Source organism: Bradyrhizobium cenepequi (assembly GCF_020329485.1).
In the GTDB taxonomy this organism is placed as follows: domain Bacteria; phylum Pseudomonadota; class Alphaproteobacteria; order Rhizobiales; family Xanthobacteraceae; genus Bradyrhizobium; species Bradyrhizobium cenepequi.
In genome coordinates this window covers 137,158-154,148 of record NZ_JAGKJI010000008.1, presented here as the reverse complement: position 1 = coordinate 154,148, position 16,991 = coordinate 137,158, and the positions used below count along the sequence as shown (strand labels likewise).

13 protein-coding genes are annotated in these 16,991 nt (G+C 58.7%); 4 read left to right on the top strand and 9 right to left on the bottom strand.

Annotation, left to right across the window (positions count from 1 at the left end):
* The first annotated feature begins 10 nt into the window (after positions 1-10).
* Positions 11-2,020, top strand: a complete 2,010-nt coding sequence (locus J6497_RS12415) for a S8 family serine peptidase (protein WP_225704540.1) — start codon at positions 11-13, stop codon at positions 2,018-2,020.
* The gene (locus J6497_RS12410) at positions 2,017-3,366 is read left to right on the top strand and encodes an MBL fold metallo-hydrolase (protein WP_225704539.1); all 1,350 of its coding nucleotides are present in this window, start codon (positions 2,017-2,019) and stop codon (positions 3,364-3,366) included. The genes J6497_RS12415 and J6497_RS12410 overlap by 4 nt, the downstream gene beginning before the upstream one ends.
* Positions 3,367-3,518: 152 nt before the next feature.
* Here J6497_RS12410 and J6497_RS12405 read toward each other — a convergent pair whose 3' ends face one another.
* From J6497_RS12405 to J6497_RS12370, 8 genes are all read right to left on the bottom strand, one after another.
* A complete protein-coding gene (locus tag J6497_RS12405) occupies positions 3,519-4,253 on the bottom strand; it encodes an LA2681 family HEPN domain-containing protein (RefSeq protein WP_225704538.1) in 735 nt (244 codons plus the stop codon).
* The gene (locus J6497_RS12400) at positions 4,250-4,555 is read right to left on the bottom strand and encodes a hypothetical protein (RefSeq protein WP_225704537.1); all 306 of its coding nucleotides are present in this window, start codon (positions 4,553-4,555) and stop codon (positions 4,250-4,252) included. Before J6497_RS12400 ends, J6497_RS12405 begins: the two co-directional genes overlap by 4 nt.
* 495 nt (positions 4,556-5,050) lie before the next feature.
* Complete coding sequence (locus tag J6497_RS12395) at positions 5,051-5,725, bottom strand: 4'-phosphopantetheinyl transferase family protein (RefSeq protein WP_225704536.1); 675 nt, start codon at positions 5,723-5,725, stop codon at positions 5,051-5,053.
* Positions 5,726-5,802: 77 nt separating this feature from the next.
* On the bottom strand, positions 5,803-6,048 hold the full coding sequence (locus J6497_RS12390) for a hypothetical protein (RefSeq protein ID WP_225704535.1): 246 nt from the start codon (positions 6,046-6,048) through the stop codon (positions 5,803-5,805).
* Between the two features lie 345 nt (positions 6,049-6,393).
* On the bottom strand, positions 6,394-7,248 hold the full coding sequence (locus J6497_RS12385; protein WP_225704534.1) for an alpha/beta fold hydrolase: 855 nt from the start codon (positions 7,246-7,248) through the stop codon (positions 6,394-6,396).
* A gap of 43 nt (positions 7,249-7,291) precedes the next feature.
* Positions 7,292-8,566: an MFS transporter gene (locus tag J6497_RS12380; protein ID WP_225704533.1), complete on the bottom strand. Its 1,275-nt coding sequence runs from the start codon at positions 8,564-8,566 to the stop codon at positions 7,292-7,294.
* A gap of 53 nt (positions 8,567-8,619) precedes the next feature.
* Positions 8,620-9,756: a glycosyltransferase gene (locus tag J6497_RS12375; protein WP_312010278.1), complete on the bottom strand. Its 1,137-nt coding sequence runs from the start codon at positions 9,754-9,756 to the stop codon at positions 8,620-8,622.
* A 943-nt stretch (positions 9,757-10,699) separates the two neighbouring features.
* Entirely contained in the window at positions 10,700-12,013 is a 1,314-nt protein-coding gene (locus J6497_RS12370; protein WP_225704531.1) for an LLM class flavin-dependent oxidoreductase, read from the bottom strand.
* Between the two features lie 589 nt (positions 12,014-12,602).
* Here J6497_RS12370 and J6497_RS12365 point away from each other — a divergent pair.
* Together J6497_RS12365 and J6497_RS12360 are read left to right on the top strand one after the other, a co-directional pair.
* The gene (locus tag J6497_RS12365; protein WP_225704530.1) at positions 12,603-13,352 is read left to right on the top strand and encodes a P-loop NTPase family protein; all 750 of its coding nucleotides are present in this window, start codon (positions 12,603-12,605) and stop codon (positions 13,350-13,352) included.
* A gap of 58 nt (positions 13,353-13,410) precedes the next feature.
* The gene (locus tag J6497_RS12360; protein ID WP_225704529.1) at positions 13,411-14,082 is read left to right on the top strand and encodes a hypothetical protein; all 672 of its coding nucleotides are present in this window, start codon (positions 13,411-13,413) and stop codon (positions 14,080-14,082) included.
* A gap of 756 nt (positions 14,083-14,838) precedes the next feature.
* On the opposite strand, the gene J6497_RS12355 is transcribed toward J6497_RS12360, so the two are convergent.
* Complete coding sequence (locus J6497_RS12355) at positions 14,839-15,423, bottom strand: hypothetical protein (RefSeq protein ID WP_225704528.1); 585 nt, start codon at positions 15,421-15,423, stop codon at positions 14,839-14,841.
* Between the last annotated feature and the right edge of the window lie 1,568 nt (positions 15,424-16,991).

Genomic DNA, 16,991 nt, shown 5'->3' with positions numbered 1-16,991 from the left:
GCTCACAACCATGACCGATAAGTATGAGTCGCTTGCGCGACGGCGCATGCATCCGAAGCTTCGGGTCTTGGCCAACAGCGACGCGCGGGTCAACGCTGCCAAAGCTGAGGTACAGGGCTGCCTCAAGGTGACTTCCGCCCTCGCCGCACAGGCCCCGCGGCTCGGCTCCGCGGTTGCTCCCGGGGAGATTTCCAAACGTAAAACCGCGGTCAAAAACCTGAATACCGCCGACCGGCGTGAAAATGTCGAGGTGAATGTTTTCGTCCGGTCGACTGAACCGGTGCGACTCGGCCCCCATGATCGGGCTCAAGGTCGGTTGGCCGCGATGCGGCTCGGGCTCGAAGAGATCGAGAACCTCGCCGGCGATGCCAATATCGTCATCATCGAGCCGGCCGAGACTTTGAAACCGCCGCGGCCCCTCAAGGGCAGCGCGACGACCAATACCCCAACGGCTCGCGTGGTCGGCAACGAGCGCAAGAAACATGGTGACGGTGCCGGCGTCATCATCGGGGTCATTGACGTCGAAGGATTCGATTGGGCCCATCCCGATTTCCTGGACCAGGCCGGCAAATCGAGATTCATCAGCATCTGGGATCAGGGCGTGAAAGACGGCACGCGGCCGACCGGGTTCGATTACGGCCGGGTCATTACTTCCGCCGACATGGCTCAGGCGGCAGCCGAGGCCAAGCAGGTGCATGTGTCGCCGCATGATCTCGAGCCGCAGTCGCAGATGATCGTGGGCTCGCACGGTACGCATGTGGCCAGCATTGCGGCGGGCAATAGCGGCGTTTGCAGCAACGCCGACATCGCCGCAGTCCTAGTCTCGCTTCCGGACGAAGACCTCGAGCGCAGAACCTCATTCTACGATTCGACGCGGCTGCTCGACGCCGTGATCTACCTGCTTGATCTCGCAGCCGGCCGGCCGATTTCGATCAATATCAGCCTTGGAACCAACGGCCATGCGCACGACGGCTCTAGCGCGCTCGATCGGTGGCTCGATGTCCTGCTCGCCGAACCCGGCCGATCGATCTGCATTGCGGCCGGCAATGCGGGCCAGGAACGACCCGAAGCTCCGGACGACCTCGGATACATGCTGGGCCGCATTCACGCTGGCTCGCGCATCGCGGCGCAGGGGCTCGATCACGACCTTGAATGGGAAGTGGTCGGAGACCGTATCAAGGACGCCTCGGAAAACGAGATGGAGCTTTGGTACGAACCGCAGGACCGCTTCGCGATCAGCATCTGCCCGCCGGACGGGCAATGGATCGGACCGATCGCGCCGGGCGAATTTCTGGAGAACTTCCAGCTCGCCGACCGCACCATGCTCAGCATCTACAACGAGCTGCATCATCCCGCGAACGGCGCCAACTATATCGCGGTCTATCTGACACCCTTCATGGGTGACGTCGTGGTCGGCGTGAAGGCAGGAACCTGGCTCGTGAAGCTCCACGGTCTTGTCGTCCGCGATGGCCGCTTCCACGCCTGGATCGAACGCGACGATCCGGTCGATATCGGCGACGGCGCGCACTACTGGCCTTCGTTCTTCTCGGCGCGATCGAACGTCGATGCCTCCTCAGTGAGCGCGCTTGCTTGCGGCCAGCGCGTCGTCTCGGTGGCGAATCTCCACGAGGCGCGCCGCAGCGCGCATATCACATCGAGCCAGGGGCCGACCCGCGACGGCCGACCCAAGCCCGACATCGTGGCACCCGGCACAGACATCGTCGCCGCGAACGGTTTCGGCGATCCGGCTGAGCCGTGGATACCCATGACTGGCACCAGCATGGCAAGCCCGTATGTGGCGGGCGTGATCGGATTGATGCTCGCGGTCGAGAAGACCCTCACGGCGGCGCAGATCCTGGGCATTCTGAAAGCGACCGCGCAACCGTTGCCGGGCGGCACGTTCGAATGGGTGAACGATTGCGGCTTCGGGGTAATCATGCCGGAGGCCTGCCTCAGGGAGGCGGGACACGTCACGGCCCGGCTCGACGCGAAGGATCGTTTCAAGGGGCGCGTGTCATGAAGATCACGTTGCTGCCTTCGGAGAAGGGCGATTGCTTGCTGATCGAATCCGACGGTGTCGCGATCCTGGCGGATGGCGGCATGCCCGGCTCTTACGCGGCCGAGGTACGGCCCTTTCTCGGACGCTTCGCTGCGGCTGGTGGCGAGCTCGATCTCGTGTATGTCTCGCACGTCGACCAGGATCACATTGCCGGCGTCCTGCAGCTCCTCGAAGACATGGTCCAGTGGCGTGTCCACAAGCACAAGCTCGCCAATAACCGGCCTTCGACCAAGCCCAAGTTCGATGAGCCGCCTGCCGTCGAGCGCATCTGGCACAATTCCTTCAAGGCGCTGGTTCCGCAGAATGCCGGCGAAATCGGCACCATGCTGGCGGCACAGGCGAACACTCTGTCGAGTTCGGGCAATCCCGCCGCGATCAAGCTCGCGGCCGCCTATAGCAACATCGCCAACTCCATCCCGGAGGCGATCAAGGTCTCACGGCGCATTGCGGCCGATCAGCTCGACATCCCGTTGAACGGCGAGTTCAACCACCTCCTTGCCATGGTGCGCGGCAACAACTCAATCAAGCTCAAGCCTGGAAGCAAGCTGTCGATCCGCGTCATCGGGCCATTCGAGAAGGATTTGGAGATACTCCGGGACTATTGGAATGCATGGCTCAAGGACGTGAAGAATGCCAATGCGGTAGGGAGCTTGAAGCAGTGGCTTAAAATTAACCGCGCGGGTCTTCCCGCCGGGACGCTCGGCCTGTCAATCGACGACGAGATTGGCCGGCGCGCGAAGGTCACGGAGCCGAATCTCGCCTCGCTCATGCTGCTGCTGGAGGAAACAAAAACCGGCGGCGGCATCACGCGCGCCATCATGACCGGCGACGGCCACCACGAGGACGTCTTGGCCGGGCTGGAGCATCACGGTCTCCTCGCAGACGGCCAGGGACTTCACGTGGACCTGCTCAAGATCCAGCATCACGGTTCGGAGCACAACCTGGACCGGGATTTCGTCAAGCGTATCACCGCCGATCATTACGTTTTCTGCGCCAATGGGGAGCACGAGAATCCCGACCTGCGGATCATCGAGGTGCTGTTGAAGTCCCGCCTCGGAGAGGACGACGAGCTCTCGCGCAATCCCGAGGCCGGCCAGCCCTTTACGGTGTGGCTCAACTGCTCGAGCCAATATCTCAAGAAGCAGATCGAAGCCAAGGAGGAAGCCGGCAAGTCGACCAAGAAACTGGAGAAATCGCTCGAGCATTTCTTGCTGGTCGAGGAGGCGCTGGCGGAAGCGAAGGCCGATAGCGGCGGCAAGCTCAAGGTGAAAACGCTGAAGGCCAATCCGCTTGTGCTGGAGATCTGATCGGAGAAAGCGCGGGCAGCTGCCGGAGTTGGGCCTCGCTATCGGAGCGACGGAATTCAGCGCGGTGCTTCTCGCCGCCAACGGCCGTGGTGCCCGCCTGCTGGTCAGGCGCGCAGACTCCAGCACGGGCGATGAAACCAGGCAACTAGACTCTAGAGCTTGTCCTGATCGCGCCACGGATAGAGCATCATGGGAGCGATTAGACTTGGCGTTTTATCAGCTCTGCGCCGTTCTTCCTCGCGGTGCATGCCGAGCGAAAGATAAATCAGAGCCGCACGCGCGAGCCGGTAGAGGTGAATCGTCTTTGCCTGAAGATCGTCGCGGGCGATGGAATAGGCAAGGCGGTCCGCAAACATATCCGAGATCGGGTCGCCGCCGGATCGCGGCAGCAGCATTTCGTGGACCTTGAGGTAGCTGTGCTCCAGCTTGTTCCGGATAGCGTAGAGATCTTGCGCCTCCGGCTCCATGACCCCCTGAAGCTCTGGATCGAACAGGTCTTTTGAAAGCCAGTAGAGACCGCGCAAGGGCCAATTCCTTGCCGGCGTGAATTCGTGACGGATGGCGCGTGGCTTCCTGTGCGGGTTCTCGCACCAGACTATCTTGAAGTACACGTCGCGCGCCTTGATGCCGAGCGTCGCATAGTCATTGAGAAAAAAGGCGATCTTGTCGAATATGGAATAGGCGATGCGATATGCTGCCTTCACCTTTTCAACCGCAAGACCATAGCTCGGATAGTCCAGCGTGTTGATGAGAGCGACCTTGCGGTTGGAGAAATGAACGCTTCGGACGTATAGGCCTTCATAGAGGAGCCACCGTCCCGAAGCATATTCCTGCTTCATCTGATTGAAGAAGCCGATAAGCGGCGGAAACTGTCCGTTTGCGGTCAAATGGATGGCAGGGAGAGGACGTCCTGCGCCGCGATCGAATAGGAGCCGAGGTCATTCAGCGGGTTGAGGAACAAGCCATTCTGGGAGACCCAGCGACGGTACTGACGTTCCGCCTGGGAGCGCCCGGTCGGATAGCCTTCCATGACCACCAGGCGTTCGGCGCGTTTGATGTTGATGGTCGATTCGATCTTGGCCTGGAGTTCGGAAAAGCTCGCCTTAGCCTCAGGATAGCCATCGCCTTCGAACTTTGCCTTGCGTGACAGTGCGGCACTCAGGTCCTTGTGCGCGAAGAACAGAAACACATCGCGGTGCCCGTGATCATACAGACTTGCGGCATAGTGAAACCGACCATATCCAGGCGTCGCGTAGGCGGGGTGGCTGGAGAAATTCCCCTAGCTCCAACTATGGGTTGCCCGAGAGGGAGCCACGGAAGACGGGGGTCATGGTACGTATAGACGGGAGCCGCGCCCAGTCGATGGCGCGTGAGTCGATAGGCGTTCGCCTGTGTGCGCCCGGATGGGTTTCCTGATTGAGAGACCCGCATGGTTTGACCGGCATGTCAGCTCACGTCGATGTGAAGGGGCCCGGTGAAGGACGTTGTCCGGTCGGTTCACGGAGACGGGAATGGACGCTACGGAGTCATACACATCAAGCTTCTTATCGGAATCGAAGCCCGGCACCCACTCGCTATTAGAACCGAAGATTATTCTTCGATTGCAAGGCAAACTCGATGAGGTCTCCTTTGGCCTTGGCCAGCATTTAGGAAACGAGATGATGAGCACGCAAGCCACGCTGCATTACGCACCTCGAAATCGTACAGCAAGTGCTAGAATTCCTCCGACAAATGGGAGATAAATTCCATTTATGGTTCGACTGCCGAAACTAATAGGCTTTTCCGGGTTGACAATCTCGGCCTCGAACACCCCGCTCTGGTCATTCGTTCTGACACTGACATCTTGAAAATCCAAGAATTCATCAGTTGCGGGCGCATATGATTTGTATACGGCTTCCTTTATTGCGAAGATTAATTTCGGGCCGAAGCGACTGCTGCACCACTCCTTACGCTCGACTTCCTCAGGGGTGCATATGATCGGCAGAAGGTCCGCTCCGAGCGGTTCTTGATCTTCAATGTCCAATCCCAGAGCGAGCACATTGTCGGAATGTCCGGCAACAGCTCCGCAATCAGACGAAGAGTGGGAAATGCTCCCGACGACTCCCGAAGGCCAAAGAGGTGCCCGATCCACTCTCGACAAAATCGGAACAGGAGCAAAACCCAATTTACGCAAGGCCTCATGAGCGTGATGCCGTCCCCAGGCGAACTCACGCCGTCGACGAAGCGAGACGTTCCCCAACATTTCAACTTCAGCCGGAAATGGGAGGGGAACCGGGTCACATATCGATCCCCCCGAAAAGCTGATGTCGTGCGCCAAAGCTGCGCCGATGGCAGCCCCTAACGTCGTGAGCGTTTTCATAGCTTAGGCGAACCTTTGTTCTGGGGAATGGTGAAGCTGCTAATCTGAGCTGACTTTATGGTAGCTAGCCTGATCGCTCACTGTATTTGACCCGTGCCGCGACCGACGAACTCGAGCACCGACTGCGCCTTGTGGATCTCACGTGAGACGCGCTCGAAGATCCGGATCGCAGATGCAAGCGTAACGATAAGTCCGGCTCTCTCGCATGCTAGCTCAAAATGATGCGCAACCTGTTCGTTAGTGGGTGCAATGCCACTCTGCAGCGAGCTGATCGTTAATGATGCAAGCATGTGCTCGACCACGTCTTTTTCGGCTTGAGTCAAGACTCTGCTTCCTTCTGAATGTTGGCTCGCTATAAGAGTCACGCCATTGATTATCGGCGACGTTGTGGTCGCCGTTGAAAGACCGGCCAAAGCCATTCCGCCTCGGCGCCTGTGTTGCCACGACGGTCCAATCTTGCGGGCTCACGACACACTGCGCGAGTCAGCTTCCGCCGACTTCCAGGCTCTACCTCTGGAGCTGCGGCTTCACATCAACTTCGATGTTGCCGGCTTGAACTTGGATGAAACCAAATTTGCGCCTCGGGCACTCATCTACCGGAAAGGATCGTCATTTCGTCGCCAGGGAAAACCGCTTCACACTGTCCGGATCTGCTCAAGACTTCCACGTCAGTCTCTGCACCGGTGGAGGCCGACGGTTAGGAACCGATCGAGCATGGCATTGACCTGATCTGCAACCTCGATCGTGTTGTAATGTCCGGCGAGCATCGTCTTCGCTATGACCAGCTGTGGACAGATCTCCTGGAGCCGGTCGAGGTCGCGCGCCATGTTCACCAGCGGAACATCGGCCGAGATATAAGCCATGGGAATCCGGCAGGCCTCTGCAGCCGGGACCGGATCATAGTTCAGGATAGCGTTCCGCATCATCGAATGAGCCACATGCAGTGGCGTTCTCTCGCAAGGCGGAAGTACATAGGTTTCGTAGATCATCTTTCGTCGGGCAGGATCTTCGAAATCGCAGCCGAGTTCCCACGCGTTCGCCTTTAAGACCGCCAGATAGTTGGGCCCGCTGATACCTTCCAGAAGCGCTCGAACTCCGGGAGATTCGCGCAAGATCGGGGGCGGCATGACAATCGTATCGATCATCACCATGCCTGCGGCCAGATCCGGATAGCGGCCGCACAGTTCGAGCGCGATCCGGCCTCCCATACTGTGGCCGATCACAACCGGCTTGTGCAGTTCCAGTTGAGCGCATTGCCAGGCGATGTCGTCCGCAAATCCTGCCATGGTGTAGTCTTGCTGGGGGGCATCGCTGGAGCCGTGACCGCGAAGATTGACCGCCACGACGCGACGGCTTTGAGCGAAGTGGGCGATCTGGGGCGTGAAGATACCGTGGTCACCTGTCCAGCCATTGACAAGGAGCAGCGGAGGGACTTGCGCGGCTGCAGGTCCGGCCTCAACATGTGCCAAACGTACACCGTCGCGGCTCAACAGAACGGGCTTCAACTTGTCATAGGAGATCACGGTCTTTCCTCCTGAGCTGGGCCTGCCTTCCATGGACCTCGGCTCAGCCTTCGGCCGGAAGAACGATGCCGGCGTAAGCGGCAACCGACAGCAAGCAGAAAGCAAACATCACTACCGCCATCGAAAATACCGAATGCCCGTCGAAAAGAGCAGCGACCGTTGCGCGGGACGAAGCGGCGCCGATCATTTGCACGAAAGCTCTTGCGGCACTGATGGACCCCACGATTTCCGCTATCTGCTGCAGCGCCTCGTTCATGGCATGCGGCGAGATGAAGCCGAACGACAATGCGACACCGACCATTACCAACACCACGACAACAGCCGATTTGCCTCCCACGAGCGCCATCAGAAGCAGAGATGTGGCCACGATAGTCGAGAGTGCGAGCCCCGCCGTAATCACTTGCGCGGGCGATAGCCCCCAACCGCTGAGTTTTCTGCTGCCCCGAGTGCCGGCCATGACCGACAGCGAACTTGCTCCGAAGATCACACCATATTCATACGGATTGAGACCCAGAGCATTGATGAAGAACAGGGATGAGCCGGTGAAATAAGCAAACATGGCTCCAGCAGCCGCGGCATTGCAAAGGATGTTGCCCACGCAGACGGGATGCCGGAGAATGCGAAGATAGTTCCGGACGATCGGCGCAGGGCTGAGCCTAACGTTCGGATCAATCCTCGCGCTCTCGCTGAAGTCTGACATTGCCATAAGCAACACCAGTCCTCCTGCGATTGGCACGAGGTAGATAGCCCGCCAGCTACTGAGCGCGAGGAGCGCCGCGCCGATGGTTGGTGCAATCATCGGGACGATGTAGATCGCCAAAACCACGTTGGCCATCTTTGCGGCTGCGGCCTCGCCGTCGAAGATGTCTCCGACAATTGCAAAGGCAGCAATCGCACTAGCGGAAGCACCGGCTCCCTCGAGCGCGCGAAAAATCAGGAACTGCGGCAGCGAAATGCACAACATGCAGCCGAAGCTTGCGATGACAACAAGTACACAGCCAAACAGAACGATCGGCTTGCGGCCGATGCGATCCGATATCGGCCCATAAGCGAGAGGGGTCGCTCCCAAGCTCATGAGATAGACGCTCATCGCCAAACCCACTTCGACCGAGGTCGCTTGGAGATCGTCTCCGGTCGCCGAAAGGCTTGGGAGGATCGTGTCAATGGCAAACGTCGGCAAGGAAGCCATAAGGCCAAGTAACAAGGTGAAGGCAGATGAATCGGGATGAATGCGCAAGGCCCAGGCTTCTCTTCGATTGGCGCCAAGATTGCGCCAGCCGGCGCGTGGAAATGTTTTCACCAGCGAGAGGCAATTCATCGAGCAATAGCCGTTTCGCTGATCTTTCCGGCCGGTCCGCGACGGACCCAAACTCATGAGTGGCTATGTCGCTGACGTCCGATAGCGGCGAGAAGCTCCATCTCGGTGACAAGGCCAGATGTATCGATATCGGCCTTAATAGCCTCGCCAAGCTTCTGGGCTGCGACTTTGAATTGCGGTTCCGTGATCAGCCGGTTTATGGCTGCCGCTATATCCGGTTCGGAAGCCGTCGGCCCCAATCGAAGTCCCACACCCTTCGCCTCGACTCGCGCAGCGTTGGCCAACTGGTCTCGTCCCATTGGCAGAATGAGTTGTGGCAAAGCGTTGATCAGTGAACGGGTGACGGTGCCGTGGCCGCCTTGTGAAATGACCAGGGAAACGTCCCTCATGATGGAGTCATGGGGAGCACCGCGCACCAAATGCACGTTCTGCGGAGCGCGAAAGTCGGCCACGTCCAGATTCGGACCTGTTGTGAACACAGCGTCGATGTCAACCTTTCCGACGGCGTCGATGACGCGCTGGAACAGATCGCGCTGGTTCTGCGCACCTGTGCTACAGGCGATCAGCGCGCGGGGACGATCAGGCTGCGCGGGCCATGGAGCCTGCCACGACTTGGACCAATTCGGCACATCGAGCAACGGTCCGATATAGCGGAAATTGTCCGGAAGAAAGGTGCCTTCGAAGTCGAAGGCCCGACTGGTCGCGAGCAGAACTCGGTCAGCCCGGTCGAACAGATCCATAACATCAGGAAGAACGGGAAGTCCGAAATCAACGCGGGCCTGATTGAGGATAGGAAGAGACGCATTCATCGCGCCAGAGAGAGCGGCACAGGCTGCCGCCACCTCGGCGCGCTCCTCTGGCGTTTTCGGCTGGCCCAATCCGGAGGTAGCCGGCGGCATTCCTGGCAGGATCCGAAGGCTGACGTGAGGCGAAAGAAACGCAAAAGGCACGCCGGACGCTTCTGCCCCGAGTGCCGCTCCGAACAGAAAATCGAGGCTAAGGACGGCATCCGTTGGTAGGCGGCCAATTTCGTCCCGAATATCCGTCGCGTAAGCAGAGCAAGGCTCAAAGACGACCCTGCGCATCCGATCTCGCAGGTTCGAGACATCTGCTGGATCCGCAGCCTCACCGATTGGGGCGCTTCGCCATGACACGAACTCGAAATCGCCGGCGTCGACTTCTGCACGCATGGCGGGATCCGCAATTACCCGAACATGGTGACCATGCCGGCGCAACCGCCGGGCCGCGGTGAGCAGCGGACTGAGGTTTCCCAACGTGCCCCACGAGGCGAGGAGAAAGCAGTAAGACATCACAGAAGTTCAGCTCCTTCGCAGTGGTACCGCACTTCAAAGAGTGCGGCGCTCTCGCCACTTGCATACGAAGATCGGCTGCGCGCGTGCGCGGCCCTAAGACGGCCGCAACGTGCCACGCGACCCACCCAGTGCGGCGCACGCCTCACCCACATAGGTGACTCCGCCTTACGGGAGGCCGGCCGCCCCAAGCGCTTCCACGGACTGATTTACCTCCACGGCGCACCACTTCGAGCCCTCTTGGATTTGCGAGATCTTCGATCTGCCTTGACTCCGATCTGTTTCGACCTGCCATCACGCGAAGTGAGGCAGCCTCTCGAAAAGCACACTGACTGAAAGCGTCACGAGGATGCCCGCGCTTCATGCGTTCGAAGACACGAATCTCTCAATGCTAATGTTGCATGGCACTCAAATTTGAGTTGCCAATGAGCAATCGACGCCTGCATGGGTGTGGCTTTTGTCAACATTTTTCAAGCCTACAACCTGACGCAACGTGAGATTCAAGCTGTTTTTGTTCTTCTCTCAGAATCTCATTCTGATTTCTGCCGCGAGCGAGGTGCATCTCCTCGCACTCCTCAGGGCAGCAGGACACAAGCTGCCAATGCACGCCATCGCACTCGCGGGACCAAATCCGCTGCGTCGGCTGGTCCATTCCGGGACCATTTTCAGCAGCGCTGTGCGCTCAACATTGTTACGAGCGGGCCCGAAAAGAAAGATAACGTCGCAGCCTGACGTGAGCGATGCGTGGCGGATTTCCTCGGCCGTTGCCGGCCACTAACGCCACACGCCCATGAACTCGGCCAGATCCCATCGTGGCCTTCTCTCAGTCGACTTTGGTCGACTTGGCGAAGGACTCACGTGAAGCCATCGGAATGGCGCCTCCGCGGGTCGGGTCCGCGTAGGTGCCACCCGCCGAAGCGTAGTCCGTACCTGTACAACGCTCGAGGACGATGCCAATCGCCTCGACATTCGGGATGTCTGACTCGCTCAGCTCGGGCATCGAGGGCTTGCGGGCAAGTGCTGCCTGTACGTAGGGTGCCAGCTCCTCTTCTTTACGTCGAACGCGCTCGTCTTCCCGTTCTTTTAGCGCAGGCATGACGTCTTTGGCGAACAGCTCGAGTGCCTCACAGATATGTTCGTGCTTATTCATGCCGCACTGCTGGATAAAGATCATCTGATCGATACCGACATCGGCATACCCCATGAGGTGCTCGCGAACACTCTTGGGCTGTCCGATGCTGCCTGAGCCTGGCGTCTCCTTCATGTCGTCCTTGATCGCTTGGAAGCGCCGCCACAAATTCGTGCGCCCAGGACGGTGTTCGCCATATACCGCATAATGCGCGATCGAATAACCGAAGAACTTGAAACCATCGAGTCCTCGACGCATGGCTTCTTCGGCGTTCTCATGAACCATCATACCGTTGAGAGTGGCGATATTGGCGTTCACTGAATGTCCAATGGGCACGCACTCATCGGACTTGATGATCTGATAATACTCGTCGCACCAAACTTTCGCTTGGGACGCTTCCACAAAGCCAAAAACCAGCGCCCCTACCCCGTGGCGCGCGGCACGCAAAATACTGTCGCGCCGGGAACACGCCATCCAGATCGGTGGGTGCGGCTTCTGGACCGGCTTTGGCACGATGTTACGGGTCGGCATTGTGAAGAATTGCCCGTCGTACCCTGGATACGGCCGCATCGTCATCATATTGGCGGTCTGCTCGACCCCTTCCCGCCACATGGCATTTTTCTGCTTGGGCTCGATTCCAAAGCCATGCATCTCGATCAGCGACGCGGATTCTCCGGTCCCCCACTCGACACGACCACCAGAGATCAAATCAAGAGTCGCGAGGCGCTCTGCCACCCGCGCCGGATGGTTGTAGTTTGGGGAGGAAAGGCAAATGCCGTGGCCAATGCGGATAGTCTTTGTACGCTGCGAAACGGCACCCAGAAAGACCTCAGGCGCGGACGAGTGGGAGTACTCCTCCAGGAAGTGATGCTCGACCTCCCACATGTGGTCGAATCCGAGCCGGTCGGCGAGTTCGATCTGCTCCAGCGCGTCACTGAACAATTTTCGTTCGTTGCCGTCTTCCCATAGCTGCGGCAACTGGTGTTCATAAAATAATCCTAGCTTCATCCGTTTCTCCCTGACGGTCATAAACCGCTTCAAATTCGTTGGCCGCGGCGCAGCACCACGTTATGGCAGTGGGTGGGGCGAGACCCTTCCCGTCTTGGCACAAGACGTACCTGGATGATCGCGTCATCACCCGCAAGCGAGAAGGTTGACGATTAGCAAGCCATACCGTGCGAATTTGATTAGCCAATGAGCCATAGGCATCTGCGTGGTACAGCCTGGCCATCGCTCTTCAGAGCCTACAACCTGACGCTACGTGAGATTCAAGCTATATAATGCTTATCTGTATTCGCAACGGCGTTCAGCTGATGGTGATCGCAGTGAAAATCGCCGGCGCTGTCTTTGTTTTGGCAAACGGCTCGTCTGGATGTTTACAAACCTGACGTGGAACGCCACTGACAGCAATTGGTCCTTCCGTTCTCATCTTCGTGTTTCCACGTCCCGATGGCCTGGTATTGGGAAATCCCCACCAATCGGGTTGGTGACGCCTCAAAGATTCGATCACCCCTTGTTTCTGCCATCTTCGCGTCCAAAGCAGAGTTGGTACTTGCCGATCGCGCGCTTTGCGGTCGGATAGCGCGAAGGGAATTCCATGGTGAAGCCAGTTGTGATTGTAGTGGGCGCGGACAAGGGTGGGGTCGGCAAGACGACCGTATCGCGAACGCTTCTGGACTATTTCAGCGTCAATAACGTGCAGATACGCGCATTCGATACGGAGTCGCCGCGAGGAACGCTGAAGCGATTCCACCCTGAGATCACTGAGATCGTCGACATGACCACGACCGCGGATCAGATGAAGATCTTCGACACCCTGAACTCAGGGCTATCTGTCACCGTGATCGACGTCCGCGCAGGCCTCTTGTCCCCGGCGCTGGCCTCATTGCGCGACATCGGCTTTTTGGATGCCGCGCGGTCCGGCCAAATCACCTTTGCCGTGTTCCATATCTTGGGATCCTCCATCGCTTCCCTGGACGAGATCGCCGAGACCGCCAATTTCATGGGTGGTGCAAAATATCTTCTGGTCAAGAACTTCATCAACGACACTCAGTTCTTCCAGTGGGACCAGTCGACCTACAACTCCTATTTTCACCGCATCAAGAACGCGACCGAGCTGACGATCCCCAAGCTCAACGAGATGGCCTATGAGCAGGTCGAAGTCGCTTCCGTCCCGTTCGTCAGCTTCGTCGCCAACAAGGCGCGGCACGACGAGGCCGCGAACTACTCCTTCGTCCTGCGCGGCTATGTTCGGCACTGGCTCGCCAATGTCTGGCGCGAATATGATCGCATCAACTTGACTGACTTGGCCGGCGCCAAGTCAGTGACCCGCGGCGGGGAAAAATAGTTGCTCGTTCCGCGATGAGGACTGAACTACGTACGAAATTCGCTTGATATTACCGGCGATGTCAGCCACGCCCGTCTACATCATCTGCTCCCCAAGCCCGCAGGTCGGTAAGACCCTCGTCTCTCGTCTGGTGAGCGAGTTCTTGCTGCTGAAGCACGGAACTGCGCTCTCCTTCGACGTCAACCTGAAGGAGCCGTCACTGGTCGATTACCTCCCTAACATCACTGAGACCGCGGATGTGATCGACACCTACGGCAAGATGCAGCTAATGGACCGGCTGATCATTAATGACGGGGTGGCCAAGGTGATCGATCTTGGCTTCCATGCCTTCGATGAATTCTTCAAGATGTGCGAGGAGATCGGCTTCATGAAGGAGGCGGTGCGCCGCCATATCGCGCCGCTCGTCCTATTCGTCGCCGGCACCGACCGCGTCTCCTCGCGCAGCTATGAGATGCTGCGGTGGCAGATTCCGCCAGGGGCGCTGATCACCGTTCATAATGAATTCGTGCTGCGCAGCGAATTACCTGAAGCCATGAATGGCGCGCGTGTACTCCGCTTTTCGCCGCTGCCGGTATTTCTAAAGACCTTCGTCGACCGATTGAGTTTTTCGTTCACCGGCTATCTGCGCAACGAGAAGGATTCGTCCGCGGAGTTGCATCAGTGGATCCGGCGGAATTACACCATGTTCCGCGATCTCGAATTGATGGTGATGCTACAGCGGTCGGCTTGAGCCGGGCTCCACATGTGGCGAATTGCCGTGATACAAGAGCTTTTGAGGTTGGTCGGATTGCTTGCGGTCATAATGTCCGACCTGTTGGTGAGGTTGTTTGGCCGCTGTCAAGATGGTTCGAAGTGGACGACGCCAATGCGCACGTAGCGCAAGAGGCGTGCTTAATCAGGAGCGACGTGCGGCTCGCCCCCGATCGAGCGCTTCATCGAGCGGGCATGATTGATCGAGCTCGAGATGGATTTCAACCCAATCGGACCACTGAACACGGGCCCACAGCCCGACTCACCTCCACCGCCCGCGGATCCAACGAGCTTTGAGCACCAGCTGAACGAGTTGTAAGATGGTGCTCCGCCATATGCTGCGTGGTCGCCAGTGCCGCAGGGGCAAACCTATTGCCACATTTGGAGGCCGAGCATCCCTATTCGTCACATTTGAGCTGGGAGGACAATCTGTGCTGAGAACGTCCCACATCATCCCCGCAACCTTCCGGGTCTCAACCGGCAGGGATTTTGAAAGCACCTCCAGCGGACGTCGCAGCGAGTGAAACGAAGTGGATGCCGGTAGCGGCGCTGATATCCTATTTCGTCAGCCACTTGCACAGGCGGTAGAACTCGATCGGCATAAGACCTTGCGCCGTCGGCGACGCCCCGAACGTCCATTGGTGAGGCGGCATGCCCGTGCCGCGAGCTGGGCTGTGGCACGCCTACCCGGTGCGCGAACCCGCTGAGCCTTGGGGTTGCAATCCAACCGAGTTGTTCAGCCAAGAGGATAAAGACGAACGCGCGGTCCTTTGCCCGTTTCTTCCAACTCGGCCCTATGGGGCACACCTTCGATGAGAATATGCGTTGGACAGCCCGCGCTCGGCAGCAGACCCTCGTCGTCCAGTGCTTGGACGAGCTCTAGCGGAGCGAAACGTTCGCGGTTGTAATCCCAACGCCCCTCGCGGATCACAGACGCGAAATCCAGTCGCCGCTCATGAGATGGCCTGGCAGCCGACGATGGCCCGGCTTCATCCATCTGCCCAGCTTGGGAGGGATGGATGAGAAGAACGTCGCGGGGCCCTTCCGGCCCCAGCTCGGCCGTGTAGGGCTCACGGTTGACAGAGAAACATGTGATTGGGACGAAGTCGGAGGGCAGGAGCCCTATGTGAATCGGCGTGGGGTCCCGACACCGATCGGCACAGTAAGGCTTTGATACACTTGCTGTTGGAGGGGGCATGCTTTCGCGCCTATTTACAATCTCCTTCACTTTTGCCTCAACGAACGCATCAGCCTCCGCACGGATCTGCTCGATCCGGTCGCGAAGAGGCTTTTCAGCCTGCGGTTTTGGTTTCAGCTTCACATTTTTTCCTTTTTCCAGCTACGCGCGGCTTCGTCCCGAGCCGCCACAATGCACGTTTGACTGCCCGAAAGGCAGCGCTCGGAAGAGCTGCTCTTGCTGCCGCACTCGCGGCGGCTCGACGGGTTGAGCCCCGTTGAATGCCGCGGTCACGACGCGAGCCTTGCCGGGCGCGCCCCTAGAACAACGCCACATGTTGCTCATTAATGGCGACGAGTTCTGGAAGCAGCACCTTTGGTGCGACATGCCCTGATCCCCAACGAAGCGGGCCACGTCTGTCACGGCGGCAGGCAGAAGATGCGCGCCGTTGAGGCTAGCAGAATTTGGCAACCAGCTGCTCCTCGCCCCTGCCCGTGCAAAGACAAGTTGGTAGGCGTCAGCACCCGAAAGTAGCCGCATAGTTACAGGTTTTTCTGGTCGTCGATGCTGGGGGCTCGCCTTAATAGCAATCACATCGAGAATGTTTACTCCGTGCTCTGCAGCATGGCCGCCGAAATGCTTGGCAAGCTCGAAGGGTAATCGGCCCGAACGGCCGTGGAGTATGCCGGCCTGATGCTGCGTCTCGATGTACTCCTTGCTCATCCTTAGCCTCTCGCTGCTCGCCGAGCGAGAAACAGTGCCAATGCGTCATCTATGTGGCCGACTAGTTGCGTTTGCGTTGAGAGCCTGGATTGAGCTCGCATTTGCTTCTGCGCCACGCGGCTGCGCAGCACCAGCCGTTAGACCGGCGGAAGAGAGTTTCGGAACGGGTTTCGGAGGCGCCTTCTGAAAGTGCGCGGATAGGCGGCAGTTTCAAAGATCATGCGTTGGAACACGTGATGCCCCAAGGACGGATTGATCCGCACCGCCTGCGCAAATTTTTGCCAAGTGATGAAGCTTCGCAATTTCAGGCTTGGAGGAAGTCGTGCGCGCTCTTAGAGAGCATTCGCCGGGTGGGCGTACTGGGTTTAGAGTCGATGGAATCGCTAGGATGTGGATCCAAGAAGGCGCGGCAAGATTCGCACGGCGCCCCGCGCGCGCGTACCGAGCGCTCAAGTCGAATCGTCTAGGACGGAGCGAAAATGATGCTCGCCACGATGCGCGCCCCACGCAAAGCGAGACAGCCCATGTAGTCAGTGTCTCCGCGCTACGTGCTATGCGCGCGGCATAAGCGTACGTCAAAGACAATCCCCTGCCTTAGGCGCGCCGGTGCCAAGCAAGTCTCGGCTCGGCAAGCAGAATGCTAAATACGCAAATCTTCGGCTGATATCTTTCCTAGCCGGCCGGTAACTTGTTCGTAGCTGATCTTGTCTCCTGCTGGGAGCCCCGTGTAACCCGCCCTGTCGACCGCTGAGATGTGCACGACACGTCAGAGCCGTCTGGCGTCATGAAGCCATAGCCCTCGGTCAGGTTGAGCCACTGCACAGTTCCCATCGCCACTTCAGTCGCTCCTCTGAGAAAGAGAATTATCCAACAGTCGATCTGATGGCGCGCCGGTTGGCGAAAGGCCGGCGCTGAATTGTGATCCACCGCAAGTGCTAACGCATTGTTGCCGCGTTGGCAGCAGGAGAGGCGACCGACGTCATTGCCTT